This is a genomic window from Plantactinospora sp. KBS50 (genome assembly GCF_002285795.1).
GTDB lineage: Bacteria > Actinomycetota > Actinomycetes > Mycobacteriales > Micromonosporaceae > KBS50.
The window spans coordinates 6,309,462-6,322,988 of record NZ_CP022961.1 but is presented as its reverse complement, the minus strand read 5'-3'; the positions used below and the strand labels follow the sequence as shown (position 1 = coordinate 6,322,988).

The following is a 13,527-nucleotide window of genomic DNA, read 5'->3' as shown; positions in this document are numbered from 1 at the left end:
GGGAGGATCGCGATGACCCTGCTCGACGTACGGGACCTCAGCGTGGTCTTCGGCCGGCGGGGCGAGGCGCCCTTCACGGCCGTGGACAAGGTGAGCTTCAGCGTGGAGCCCGGCCAGACCGTCGGCCTGGTGGGCGAGTCCGGCTGCGGCAAGAGCGTGACCAGCCTGGCGATCATGGGGCTGTTGCCCCGGCGCGGCAACAAGGTCACCGGGGAGGTGTTCTTCGAGGGCACCGACCTGCTGCGGCTGCGCCCCGACGACCTGCGGGACCGGCGGGGCAAGGAGATCGGAATGATCTTCCAGGACCCGCTCTCCTCGCTCAACCCGGTCATCCCGATCGGCCGGCAGGTCGCCGAGGTGCTGGAGCGACACCAGGGCCGGGACCGCCGGCAGGCGTTGCGGGAGTCCCGCGGCCTGCTCGACGCGGTCGGCATCCCGGACCCGGACCGGCGGCTGTCGGAGTATCCACACCAGATCTCCGGCGGGATGCGCCAGCGCGCGCTCATCGCGATCGCGCTCGCCTGCAAGCCGCGGCTGCTGATCGCCGACGAGCCCACCACGGCGCTGGACGTGACGATCCAGGCGCAGATCCTGGCCCTGCTCAAGGAGCTGGTGGACGACACCGGCACCGCGCTCATCATGATCACGCACGATCTGGGTGTGGTGGCCGGGCTGTGCGACACGGTGAACGTGCTCTACGCCGGCAAGGTGGTGGAGACCGCCGACCGGCACGCGCTGTTCGCCGAGCCCCGGCACCCGTACACGCACGGGCTGTTGAACTCGGTGCCCCGGCTGGACTCCGTCCGCGGTGAGCGGCTGCACACCATCCCGGGCTCGGTCGCGGACAACATCCCGTGGTCGCAGGGGTGCGCCTTCGCGCCCCGCTGCGAGCGGGTGGTGGACGCCTGCGTGGGCGACGCCCCGCCGCTCGAACCCACCGCGCGCGGCGGCCGGCTGCGCTGCAACAACCCGGTTCCGCAGGAGGTGGCGGCCCGATGAGCGCCGAGCCGAGCAAGCAGTCCCCCGAGCAGCCGACGTCCGGGCAGGCAACGCCCGAGCAGCGGACCCCCGAGCAGCCGACGTCCGAGCAGGCAACGCCGGAGCAGCGGACGCCCGAGCAGGCCACGCCCGAGCAGCCGCTGATCGAGCTGCGGGACCTGAAGGTGCACTTTCCGATCAAGAGCGGCCTGCTGTTCGACCGGACCGTGGGGTACGTCTACGCGGTCGACGGCGTGTCGCTGTCCATCCGCAAGGGCGAGACGTACGGGCTGGTCGGCGAGTCGGGCTGCGGAAAGTCCACCCTGGGTCGCGGCCTGCTGCGGCTCGTCGAACCGACCGACGGCGAGATCATCTTCGCGGGTACCGACATCCGTGCGCTCAGTGGCGAGACGATGCGCCGGACCCGCCGGCGGATGCAGATGATCTTCCAGGATCCGCTGTCCAGCCTGGACCCGCGGCAGTCGGTCGAGTCGCTGCTGGTGGAGGGGCTGAAGGCGCACGGGCTGGCGAAGGACCGTGCCTCGACCGCCAAGCGGCTGCGGGAGACCCTGGCCGCCGTCGGGCTGCCCGCCTCGGCGCTGAGCCGCTATCCGCACGAGTTCTCCGGCGGGCAGCGGCAGCGGATCGGCATCGCCCGGGCACTGGTGCTGGACCCGGACCTGATCGTGGCCGACGAGCCGGTGTCCGCGCTCGACGTGTCGATCCAGGCGCAGGTGCTGAACCTGCTGGAGGAGTTGCAGGGCTCGCTGGGACTGACGTACCTGATCATCGCGCACGACCTGGCGGTGGTCCGGCACATCGCGGACACCGTCGGGGTCATGTACCTGGGCGGCCTGGTGGAGGAGGCCAGCAGCGAAGGGCTGTACCGCCAGCCGCTGCACCCGTACACCCGGGCGCTGATGTCGGCCGTACCGGTGCCGGACCCGACCGTGGAGGACCGGCGCGAGCGGATCCTGCTGGCCGGTGACCTGCCCTCGCCGGCCAACCCGCCGTCCGGGTGCCGGTTCCACACCCGCTGCCCGTGGGCCCAGCCGACCCGGTGCGCCGATGAGCGTCCGCTGCTGCGCGAGGTGACCGGCGGGCACCGGGTGGCCTGCCACTTCGCCGAGGAGATCGAGGACGGCCGGATCCGCCCGCACGAGGTCGAGGCCGAGCTGACCCGACCCACCGACACGGAGTCGCACGGCGGCGCCGGGGAACTCATCCCCACCCTCTGAACGGAGACCCGGACGGGCCTCCCTCCCCGCCCACGCCGGCGCCGGGAAGGAGGCCCGCCCGGCCTCAGCCCTCCGGCCGGTCGACCAGGGCGACGGCGATGGCGTGTACGGCGTCGAGCCCGGCGGCGTCGGCCAACGGCGCCTTCGCACCGGTCACCGCGTACCACTCGTCGGCGTCCTTGTACTGCACCCGCACGCTCACCGTGCCCTCGGCGTACCCGGTCTGCAGGGTGAGCGGTCCGGTGACCACCCCGACCTCGTCGGTCATCACCCCGCCCGGACCGGGGGTGACGTCGGTGGTCCGGGACATCCCGGCGTCCCCGGCCTGCGGCGCCGCGGCGGCGCCGTCCTGATCGGTGCTTTCCTCGGCCATCAGCACGTCCCTAACATGTCGGTCAACGCGGTCTTCTCGGCGGAGGTCACCGTGAGCCGCCAGTAGCTCTTCACCGTGATCCAGTCCTGGGCGTACCGGCACCAGTAGTCCCGGCTCGGCGGCTTCCACTGGGACGGGTCCTGGTCACCCTTTGACCGGTTGCTGCTGGCCGAAACCGTCAGTAGCTGGGGCGGGTGAGATCGTTGGCGAAGTCGCCCCGCTTGTCGTCGGTCCAGTCCGCTGCGCCGGAGCGCCAGGCGTTCGCCAGCGGCACCATGTGATCGATGTCCACCTCCCGCGGGTTGGTGAACGAGCGATCGTCGTACAGGCTGGTCCAGCGACCGCCCACGACGTTGCAGCCGGAAAGCTCGACGTCCGTGCCGTCCCGCTTCAGCACGGTGTCCCGCACGTCGCAGTTCTTGCCGGCCGACCGCCAGTGCGGGAACCGGTCGCGGCTGTAGCCCTTCATGGACCCGCTGCTGGCCACGGTGAGCTTGTCGAGCTGCTTGGCGGCGTCGCCGCTGTCGCCGGAGCCACCCGGCGCGCCGCCGGTGGCGGTCGATGAGTCGGGGTCCGGCAGTTCGATGGGCTCACAGGCGGCGCTGCCGAGGGCGAGCACCGCGGTCAGCGCGAGAGCGGCGGTACGGATTCTGGAAGGGGTACGAGTCGACACCCCCCAAGCTTGCGGCCTGTACGTCCGGGCCGCACACCGGCGCGTCGTTTCGGCGTTTCGTGGCGATCGGGACGTCCGGGGACAAGGATTGGTGACCATGAGCCGAACATCACCACCGCTGCGGCTCGGCACAGCCGCCGGCCGGGGAACGCTGCTGGCGGCGATCCTCGCCTCGGGAATGGTCTTCCTGGACGGCACCGTGGTCAACGTCGCGCTGCCGCACCTCGGCCGGGACCTGCACGCCGAGATCGGCGGTCTGCAATGGACGGTCAACGGCTACCTGCTGATGCTGGCGGCGTTCGTGCTGCTCGGCGGGGCGCTCGGCGACCGGTTCGGACGCCGGCGGGTCTTCCTGACCGGGGTGCTGTGGTTCACCGGCGCCTCGCTGCTCTGCGGGTTCGCCCAGAACATCGAGTGGCTGATCGCCGCGCGGGTCTTGCAGGGCCTCGGTGGCGCGCTGCTCACCCCGGGATCGCTGGCGCTGCTCCAGGGCAGCTTCCACCCCGACGAGCGGGGCCGGGCCATCGGCGCCTGGTCCGGGCTGTCCGGGGTGTCCACCGCGCTCGGGCCGTTCGTCGGCGGCTGGCTGATCGACACGCTCTCCTGGCGCTGGATCTTCTTCATCAACCTGCCGCTGGCCGCCGGGGTGGTGCTCGCCACCATCCGCTGGGTACCGGAGAGCCGCGACGAGTCGCTGGCCGGCGCCGGCGCCAGGGACGGCGGCGCCAGCGACGGCGCTGCCCGGGAGGGCGGTGTCCAGGAAGGCGCCGCCCGGGACGGCTCGCGGGCGGAGCCCGAGGATGCGGCCCGGCGGGCACGCGCCACCCCCGGACAGCACTTCGACGTCGCGGGCGCGCTGCTCGGCGCCCTGGCGCTGGCCGGGGTGACCTACGCCCTGATCGACGCCCCGCAGTACGGCTTCGGCTCCTGGCCGGTGCTGACCGGGATCTTCCTGGGCGTGCTGGCGGGGGTGCTGTTCATCCTGGTCGAGCACCGGCGCGGCGACCGCGCCATGCTGCCGCTGCGGCTGTTCAGCAGCCGGCTGTTCTCGGTGCTCAACGTCTACACCGTGGCCGTCTACGCGGCACTGTCCGGGTTGACCTTCTTCCTCGCCGTCTACCTGCAGAACGTGGTGGGCTACTCGGCGCTGCTGACCGGCGTCGCGACGCTGCCGCTGACCATCCTGCTGCTGCTGGGTTCGGCCCGGGCCGGCGCGCTGGCCACCCGGATCGGCCCGCGGCTGCCGCTGACCGTGGGGCCGATCCTGGCCGGCTCCGGCTTCCTGCTGCTGCGCGGGATCGAGCCGCACGCCTCGTACTGGACCGCGGTGCTGCCCGGGGTGGCGCTGTTCGGCCTCGGGATGACCTTCGTGGTGGCGCCGCTGACCGCGTCCGTACTGGGCGCGGTGGCCGACCACTACGCCGGGGTGGCCAGCGGGGTGAACAACGCGGCGTCCCGGGCCGGCGGGCTGCTGGCGATCGCGGCCCTGCCGCTGCTGGTCGGGCTGCACGGCACCGGGTACGAGCAGCCGGCGCAACTGACCCACGCGTTCCGCTCGGCGATGCTGTGGTCGGCCGGACTCATGTACGCGAGCGCGGTGCTCGCCGCGGTGCTGGTACGCCGACCGGGCAAGCCCGCGCCGCCGTCCCGGCCGTGCCCGTCGCTGCCACCGCCGGCGTACCCGCCGCAGGAGCAGCGGGAACACCGGCCGGCGGGCCGGGCTGACAGCCGGGACTGACATCAGCGGGCCGGACCGACCCGCCGGAACGGCCCCCGTCCCGCGCACTGGCGCGACGCGGAGGGGGGCCGGTCCCGGGTCAGGCCCGGCGGGCGCGGTTCACGGCGCTGGTGACGGCGCGGATGGACGCCGTGACGATGTTGGCGTCCAGGCCGACGCCCCAGACCGGGCGTCCGTCCACGTCGCACTCGACGTACGCGGCCGCCTGGGCGTCCCCGCCCGCGGACATCGCGTGCTCGTGGTAATCCAGCACCCGGGCCTGGATGTCCAGCTCGGCGAGGGCGTTGACGTACGCGTCGATCGGGCCGGTGCCGGTGGCCGAGAGCGACCGCCGGGTGCCCCCGGTGGACACCTCCACGTCGATCTCCACCTTGCCCTCGATGGTGGCCGTGCTGTACCGGTGCACGACGACCGCGGGGGCGGGCTGGTGGTCGACCAGGTAGTCGGTGGCGAAGATCTCCCACATCCGGTCCGGCTCGACCTCGCCGCCGCCGGCGTCGGTCACCCGCTGCACGACTCCGGAGAACTCGATCTGGAGCCGGCGCGGCAGGTCGAGGTGGTGCTCGGCCTTCATGATGTACGCGACGCCGCCCTTGCCGGACTGCGAGTTGACCCGGATGATCGCCTCGTAGGTGCGGCCCAGGTCCTTCGGGTCGACCGGCAGGTACGGCACCTCCCACGGGTGCGCGCCGACCGGTACGCCGGCCGCGGTCGCCTCGGCCCGCAGCGCGTCCAGGCCCTTGTTGATGGCGTCCTGGTGGGAGCCGGAGAAGGCGGTGAAGACGAGGTCGCCGGCGTACGGGTGCCGCTCGTGCACCGGCAGCTGGTTGCAGTACTCGACCGCCCGCTTGATCTCGTCGATCCCGGAGAAGTCGATCTCGGGGTCGATGCCCTGGGAGAACAGGTTGAGCCCGAGGGTCACCAGGTCGACGTTGCCGGTCCGTTCGCCGTTGCCGAACAGGCAGCCCTCGACCCGGTCGGCGCCGGCCAGCAGGCCCAGCTCGGCCGCCGCGACCCCGGTGCCCCGGTCGTTGTGCGGGTGCAGGCTGAGCACCAGGCTCTGCCGGCGGGGCAGGTTGCGGTGCATCCACTCGATCGAGTCGGCGTACACGTTCGGCGTGGCCATCTCGACGGTGGCCGGCAGGTTCATGATCAGCGGACGGTCCGGGGTGGGGTCGATCGCCTCGGTCACCGCCGCGCAGATCTCGACCGCGTACTCCAACTCGGTGCCCGTGTACGACTCGGGGGAGTACTCATAGTAGATGTCGGTGTCGGGGGTGTGCAGCTCGGCGTACTTGCGGCAGAGCCGCGCGGCCGAGGTGGCGATGTCGGTGATCCCCGCGCGGTCCAGCCCGAACACGACGCGGCGCTGGAGGATCGAGGTCGAGTTGTAGAAGTGCACGATGGCCCGGCCGGCGCCGCGCAGCGACTCGAAGGTGCGGTCGATCAGGTGCTCGCGGCACTGGGTGATGACCTGGATCGTCACGTCGTCCGGGATCAGGTCCTGCTCGATGAGCTGCCGGACGAAGTCGAAGTCGGCCTGGCTGGCGGAGGGGAAGCCGACCTCGATCTCCTTGTATCCCATCCGGACGAGCAGCTGGAACATCCGCCGCTTGCGCTCCGGCGACATCGGGTCGATCAGCGCCTGGTTGCCGTCCCGCAGGTCGACGGCGCACCAGCGCGGTGCGTGGCTGATCCGGCGGGTGGGCCACTGCCGGTCCGGCAGGTCGATCGCGAACTGTTGCTGGTAGGGCCGGTAGCGGCGGAACGGCATGCCGCTGCCGCGCTGGCGGGCGATGGGATCGGTGCCCGGGCGCGGGTCGGCGGTCACCGAGGGATCGGCGCCCGCGGGCGCGGCGTCGCTGGTTTCGGGCGCGGTGGCGGAAGAGGCCATGACGGAAAGGCTCCCGTGGTCATGTGACATTTTCGGCGTGCTGCTGGATCAGCGTCGGTTGGTCGGCGACGGTGCCGAGTTGTTCGGCGACGGTGCCGAGCGGGGCCGGGAACGGCCCGTGGTCCGTGAGACGGCGGCGCGCGTCAGCCCCGCGACGGGGTGCCGGCCGAATGGGCCCCGCCGCGGCAGCGAAGGAGGAGCGACTGCCACATGACGGGAGCCACCCTACGTGCCCGATACGATCTTCGGTAGCCAGGTCCGTACTTTGAGAAGTCGGTCGGCCGGACCGATTGTGGCGATACACACCGTCCAGTCTGACAACGGTCGCCCCGACGATGGACAAAACGCTCAATCGTGCACGGGGAGGTCGTGAAGGCCGCGGAGCCGGTCGGTGGCGAGCGGTCCGCGCGGTCCGCCGTCGGATCCCCGCTGCGCCGCATTGCCCCAGCTCACCCCGGATTCCGCTGGCATGATGAGGGGAGCGCCCGGCGGTTCCCACCGGCCGGATGGTGGGATCGGCCGTCCCGACTGTCGGAGCCGGCCGGTACCCTGAGAAGGTCTCGCTCGGCGCCGCCGGCTTCCGTACCGGCGGCGTTGGCACGCTCGGACCTGACGGAGGGAGCTGGACCGTCGTGGCACTGGTGGTGCAGAAGTACGGCGGTTCCTCCGTCGCCAACGCTGAGCGGATCAAGCGGGTGGCCGAACGGATCGTCGACACCCGCAAGGCCGGCGACGACGTGGTCGTGGTGGTTTCCGCGATGGGCGACACCACCGACGAGCTGTTGGACCTCGCCAACCAGGTCAGCCCGCTGCCGCCCGGCCGGGAACTGGACATGCTGCTCACCGCGGGCGAGCGGATCTCGATGGCGCTGCTCGCGATGGCCATCCACAACCTCGGGTACGAGGCCCGGTCGTACACCGGATCGCAGGCCGGCGTGCTGACCACCTCGGCGCACGGGCGCGCCCGGATCATCGACGTCACGCCCGGTCGGCTGCGCGGCGCGCTCGACGAGGGCGCGATCGCCATCGTCGCCGGCTTCCAGGGCGTCTCCCAGGACACCAAGGACATCACGACGCTGGGGCGGGGCGGTTCGGACACCACCGCCGTGGCGCTGGCCGCGGCGCTCGGCGCGGACGTCTGCGAGATCTACACCGACGTGGACGGCGTCTTCACGGCCGATCCGCGGATCGTCCCGGACGCGCGCCAGATCATGCGGATCACGTACGAAGAGATGTTGGAGCTGGCGGCCTGCGGCGCGAAGGTGCTGATGTTGCGGTGCGTCGAGTACGCCCGCCGGTTTGGCATGCCGATCCATGTCCGTTCGTCGTACTCGACAAACACCGGCACGACGGTTGCCGGATCGATGGAGGACCTTCCCGTGGAACAAGCGTTGATCACCGGGGTCGCGCACGACCGCAGCGAAGCCAAGATCACGATCGTGGGCGTGCCCGACGAGCCCGGCGCCGCGGCCCGGATCTTCGAGACGGTGGCCGGTGCCGAGATCAACATCGACATGATCGTGCAGAACGTCTCCACCGAGGGACCGGTCGCACGGACATCTCGTTCACCCTCCCGAAGACCGACGGACCCAGCGCGATGTCCGCGCTGGGCCGCGCCCAGGAACGCATCGAGTTCAAGGGCCTGCTGTACGACGATCACGTCGGCAAGCTGTCGCTGATCGGCGCCGGGATGCGGTCGCACCCGGGCGTGGCCGCCAGCTTCTTCCAGGCGCTCGCCGAGGCCGGGGTGAACATCGAGATGATCTCCACCTCCGAGATCCGGGTCTCCGTGGTCTGCCGGGACACCGACCTCGACTCCGCGGTCCGGGCCGTGCACGCCGTGTTCGACCTGGGTGGCGACGAACAGGCCGTGGTGTACGCGGGCACCGGGCGGTAACCGGGATGGCCACGCTGCCCACCCTGGCCGTGGTCGGGGCTACCGGCGCCGTCGGCACGGTGATGTGCGACATCCTGTCGTCCCGCAAGAACGTCTGGGGCGAGATCCGCCTGTTGGCCTCGGCGAGGTCGGTCGGCCGGACGCTGCGCTGCCGGGGGGTGGACCTGACGGTCCAGGAGCTGACCGCCGAGGCGCTCGACGGCGTCGACGTGGCCATGTTCGACGTACCCGACGAGGTGGCCGAGCGGTGGGCGCCGGTGGCCGTCGAGCGCGGCGCGGTGGTGGTCGACAACTCCGGCGCGTTCCGGATGGACCGCGACGTCCCGCTGGTGGTGCCGGAGATCAACCCGGAGCAGGTCCGCAACCGGCCCAAGGGCATCGTCGCCAACGCCAACTGCACCACCCTGGCGATGATCGTCGCGGTGGCGCCGCTGCACCGCGAGTACGGGCTGCGCGAGCTGGTCCTCGCCTCCTACCAGGCGGTCTCCGGGGCGGGCAAGGCCGGCGTCGACGTGCTGCACGACCAGCTGTCCAAGATCGCTGGCGACCGGGTGCTGGGCTCCCGGCCCGGGAACGTCCGGCAGGCGGTCGGCGACGAACTCGGCCCCTTCCCGGCGCCGCTGGCGCTCAACGTGGTGCCGTGGGCGGGTTCGCTGCGCGACGGCGGCTGGTCCTCCGAGGAACTCAAGCTGCGCAACGAGTCCCGCAAGATTCTCGGGCTGCCGGATCTCAAGGTCTCCGCGACCTGCGTCCGGGTGCCGGTGGTCACCGGGCACTCGGTGGCGGTGCACGCCGTGTTCGGGGCCGAGGTGGACGCCGCCGGCGCCCGGGAGGCGCTGCGCAACGCCCCCGGGGTGATCGTCGTGGACGATCCGGCGGTGGGCGAGTTCCCGATGCCGATCGACGCCGTGGGCACCGATCCGTCCTGGGTGGGTCGCATCCGCCGGGCCGTGGACGACCCCCGCGCGCTGGACCTCTTCGTGACCGGCGACAACCTGCGCAAGGGCGCCGCGCTGAACACGGCGCAGGTCGCCGAGCTGCTCGCCCGCGAGTTCACCACCCGGTAGGCCGCCGGGGCATGCGGCCGCCGCCGCCCCGGCAAGCGGGGACCGCCGCCTGCCGGGCCGTCGGCCGCCGCCTGCCTGGCCGTCGGCTCAGCCCGGCGCCAGCCGTACGCCGTCGCGGCCCCGCCGCTTCACCTCGTAGAGGGCGGCGTCGGCGCGGCGCATGGTGTGCTCCGGCGACTCGCGGTGCCGCTGCACGGCGACCCCGACGCTGATCGTCTGGTCCAGCCGGCGGGCCGCCCGGACCAGCCGCTCGCCGATGCCGACCGCCTCCTCGGGGCGGCTCACCTCGACCACGGCCACGAACTCGTCGCCGCCGACCCGGTACAGCTCGTCGCCGTGCCGCAGCGCCCCCTCCAGCGCCCGGGCCAGTTCGATCAGCACCCGGTCGCCGGCCTGGTGACCGTACGTGTCGTTGACGTTCTTGAAGCGGTCCACGTCGACGGCGAGCAGGGCGGTGCGGCCCGGCGTGGTGGTGGCCATGCGCTCGCCGAACGGCCCGTGGTGCCGCAGCCCGGTCAGCGGGTCGGAGCTGGCGCGTTCGCGCAGCCGGGCCAGCCCGCGGAGCCGGTCCAGGCAGGCCCACGCCTGGGCCGCGAGCAACTCCATCAGGTTCACCGTGGTCGCGTCGGGCCGGGCCACCCGGCGGTCCGCGGCCAGCAGCACGCCGCCGGTCTCCGGGGGCCCGATTGGTACGGCGATCAGCGTGCCGATGCCGATCGCGGTCAGCGGCTTGATCTCGGCGGACGCCGGCAGGTCCGGTTCGCCGAGGGTGTACGCGGCGCCGGACCGGTGGATGCGGTCGATCAGCCGGTCAACCCCCATCGGCTCGGCGGCCGAGATGCTGGCGAGAATCCGGGCGGTCAGCTCGTCCTGCGCGTCGGGCGGGACCGGGTCCGGCTCCGGCCTCGACGCCGGGACCGGCCTCGACGCCGGGACCGGCCTCGACGCCGGGACCGGCCTCGACGCCGGGACCGGTCCCGATGCCGGGTCCGGTCCCGCTGTCGGCACCGGTCCCGGCTTCGGCACTGACTGCGGCTCCGGTCCAGGTCCCGGCTCCGGCTCTGACGCCGACTCTGGCTCCGGTCCCTGCGCCGACGCCGGTCCCGGTCCCGGCAGCACCAGGACGGCGGCGGCCAGCCCGGACACGTCCCGGGCGGCGGCCAGCGTGGCGGCCCGCAGCTCCCACTCGCTCGTGGCGACGGTCATCGCCGCCACGTGCCGGAGCAGCTTCTCGCTCCGGCTCTCGGCCGGCGGCCCGCCCAGTGCGGCGATCCGCTGGCCGAGCAGCCGGGCGACCGCCTCGGCGGTCCGGCGCCACGGTTCCAGCTCGACGGGCTCGATCCATTCGAGGTCGAGCACGCCGATCCGCCGGCCGTCCGGATCCTGGATGGGGACGCACACCTCGGAGCGGACGTCGGGGCGGAGCGCGACGTAGTCGGGGTCCTCCGTCACCACCGGTACGACCGCGGTCCGGCCGGTGGCCCAGACCCGTCCGGTGATGCCGGATCCGGCGGGAGCGGTGGCGAAGGTCTGCCACGACCCGGTGGCGGCCACGGTGCGGAGCTGGTCGTGGACCCAGAGCAGCACCGAGACCCGCTCCGGCGGGTGCAGCGGCCGCGGCGTGCCGGCGTGCCGCGCGAGCGCGTCCACGACCGCCCGGCAGGCGTCGATGGCGGTCCGCGCCGCGGTCAGCGCGGCCGCAGCCGCGGCGAGCGGTTGATGGTGGTCGAGGAGCACCGGGTCCTCTTCGCGCTGGGTGGGGGGTGGCCGCCCCGGGGACGCGGGCAGGCGTGCGATCAAGATTACTCAGGGTGCTGAACGATCGCTGAGACGACTGTGTCGTTCGGGGCCTTTGTCGGTTGCCCGTCCAGGGGTACGCGGCAAAAGTGATGAAAATTACTCGCAGTCGGGGTGGCCGGGCGGGGCTGCGGAAAGGCCCGGCGGCGGCCTACCGTAACCCGACACCACGCCGCAAATCGCGCGCCAACCCAGCCACCTCGCTGCGCCCGGCCGCCCGCGGTCAACCTCTCCGCACCCCTTTCTCCAGGAGCTTCGACAAGGCATGGCCAAAAAGTGGATATCAGCGCTCGTCGCCGCCGGACTGGTCCTCGGATCCGCCCAGCCGGCCGCCGCCGACGACCCGCAGCCCGACGGCGGGGTTACCCGCACGCCGGGGTGGCCCGGGGAGTGCGCGCCGAAACGAGCCTGGGTAGGACCGCGGTGGTACCCGCCGGTTACACCATCAAGGGCATCGACGTGTCCAGCAACGACCACAACCTCGGTCCCATCGACTGGAGTGCGCAGGCCGCCGACGGGGTCAGCTTCGCGTACGTCAAGGCCAGCGAAGGGCTGAACTACCTCAACCCGTACTTCGAGGAGGACTACCAGGCCGCCAAGGACGCCGGCATCCTGGCCGGGGCGTACCACTACGCGCGCCCGGACAAGCGTGATCCGGTCAACGAGGCGAACTACTTCCTCGACCACGCGCACTGGCTCAAGGACTCGCAGACCCTGGTGCCGATGCTCGACATCGAGTGGCCGTACTTCAACCTGCCCGACTGCTGGGGGCTGACCCCCGCGGAGATGAGCGGCTACCTGCGGGCCTTCGCCGACCGGGTGGAACAGCGCATCGGCCGCAAGATGCTGATCTACACGAACACCAACTGGTGGAACGCCTGCACCGACAGCGACGCGTCCTTCGGCGACCTGCTGCTGAACATCTCCGGCTACACCGCCAGCCTGCCCCCGCTGCCCAGCGGCTGGTCCGCGGCCACCATCTGGCAGTACGCCGCCGGGAACACCAACGAGCCGGGCAACTACGACAAGAACGTGTTCGTCGGCGACTATCCCGCGCTCACCCGGCTCACCGGCGCCGCGCCGGCGGTCGAGCCGCCCATCGGGCTGCTCGCCCGAGCCAACAACAGGTACGTCACGGCCGACAGCGCCGGCACCAAGCCGCTGGTCGCCCGCGGCACCCAGATCGGCCTCTGGGAGCAGTACGACATGGTCGCGGCCGGCGCCGGCTACGTGGCGCTCCGGTCGCACAGCAACGGCCTGTACGTCTCGGCCGAGAGTGCCGGCACCAAGCCGCTGGTCGCCCGCTCCAGCACCATCGGGGGGTGGGAGGAGTTCGCCATCGTGAACAACGCCGACGGCAGCCTCAGCCTGCTCGCCCACGCCAACGGCAACTACGTCACGGCGCCGAGCGGAGGGACCGGCGCGCTCATCGCCAACCGGACCGCGATCGGTGCCTGGGAGAAGTTCGACAAGTACGCCGCGCCCAGGGTGGTCAGCATCCGCTCGGTCGGCGTCGGGGCGTACGTCACGGCCGAGAGCGCGGGCACCAGGCCGCTGATCGCCCGTTCCCCGACCGTCGGTCAGTGGGAACGGTACGACCTGATCGACGCCGGTCAGGGCTACGTGGCGCTCCGGTCGCACGCCAACGACCTGTACGTGACGGCGGAGAGTGCCGGCACCCTGCCGCTGATCGCCCGCTCCGGCACGATCGGGGGCTGGGAGCGGTTCGCCCTGGTCAACAACGCCGACGGCACGGTCAGCCTGCTGGCCAAGGCGAACGGCCTGCTCGTGACGGCGGTGAGCGGGACGGCACTGATGGCCGACACCGCCGAGGTCACCCCCGCTCAGGAGTTCCAACTGCTCACGCCCTAG

The 13,527-nt window shown here is 72.3% G+C and carries 8 protein-coding genes and 2 pseudogenes; 6 read left to right on the top strand and 4 right to left on the bottom strand.

The annotated features are described in order from the left end of the window. Positions 1 to 12 precede the first annotated feature (12 nt). Together CIK06_RS27385 and CIK06_RS27380 are read left to right on the top strand one after the other, a co-directional pair. Positions 13 to 999, top strand: coding sequence for an ABC transporter ATP-binding protein (locus CIK06_RS27385; protein WP_095567209.1), 987 nt, complete (start codon positions 13 to 15; stop codon positions 997 to 999). After that, positions 996 to 2,216, top strand: coding sequence for an ABC transporter ATP-binding protein (locus tag CIK06_RS27380; RefSeq protein WP_095567208.1), 1,221 nt, complete (start codon positions 996 to 998; stop codon positions 2,214 to 2,216). Before CIK06_RS27385 ends, CIK06_RS27380 begins: the two co-directional genes overlap by 4 nt. A 64-nt stretch (positions 2,217 to 2,280) precedes the next feature. Here CIK06_RS27380 and CIK06_RS32700 read toward each other — a convergent pair whose 3' ends face one another. Next, positions 2,281 to 2,694: a hypothetical protein gene (locus CIK06_RS32700; RefSeq protein WP_198348398.1), complete on the bottom strand. Its 414-nt coding sequence runs from the start codon at positions 2,692 to 2,694 to the stop codon at positions 2,281 to 2,283. After that, positions 2,589 to 3,208, bottom strand: a pseudogene (locus CIK06_RS27370) (HNH endonuclease family protein). Before CIK06_RS27370 ends, CIK06_RS32700 begins: the two are co-directional and overlap by 106 nt. 151 nt (positions 3,209 to 3,359) lie before the next feature. Here CIK06_RS27370 and CIK06_RS27365 point away from each other — a divergent pair. Further along, on the top strand, positions 3,360 to 5,000 hold the full coding sequence (locus tag CIK06_RS27365) for an MFS transporter (protein ID WP_095567207.1): 1,641 nt from the start codon (positions 3,360 to 3,362) through the stop codon (positions 4,998 to 5,000). Between the two features lie 79 nt (positions 5,001 to 5,079). Here CIK06_RS27365 and leuA read toward each other — a convergent pair whose 3' ends face one another. Next, positions 5,080 to 6,774: a 2-isopropylmalate synthase gene (leuA, locus tag CIK06_RS27360; protein WP_232534386.1), complete on the bottom strand. Its 1,695-nt coding sequence runs from the start codon at positions 6,772 to 6,774 to the stop codon at positions 5,080 to 5,082. A gap of 752 nt (positions 6,775 to 7,526) precedes the next feature. Here leuA and CIK06_RS27355 point away from each other — a divergent pair. After that, positions 7,527 to 8,791 (top strand): annotated as a pseudogene (locus CIK06_RS27355) (aspartate kinase). Positions 8,792 to 8,796: 5 nt separating this feature from the next. Next, entirely contained in the window at positions 8,797 to 9,858 is a 1,062-nt protein-coding gene (locus tag CIK06_RS27350; RefSeq protein ID WP_095567205.1) for an aspartate-semialdehyde dehydrogenase, read from the top strand. A gap of 87 nt (positions 9,859 to 9,945) precedes the next feature. Here CIK06_RS27350 and CIK06_RS27345 read toward each other — a convergent pair whose 3' ends face one another. Then, entirely contained in the window at positions 9,946 to 11,469 is a 1,524-nt protein-coding gene (locus tag CIK06_RS27345) for a diguanylate cyclase domain-containing protein (RefSeq protein ID WP_369916258.1), read from the bottom strand. A 609-nt stretch (positions 11,470 to 12,078) separates the two neighbouring features. Between CIK06_RS27345 and CIK06_RS27340 the strand changes: the two genes are divergently transcribed. After that, positions 12,079 to 13,527, top strand: coding sequence for a GH25 family lysozyme (locus CIK06_RS27340; protein WP_157756969.1), 1,449 nt, complete (start codon positions 12,079 to 12,081; stop codon positions 13,525 to 13,527).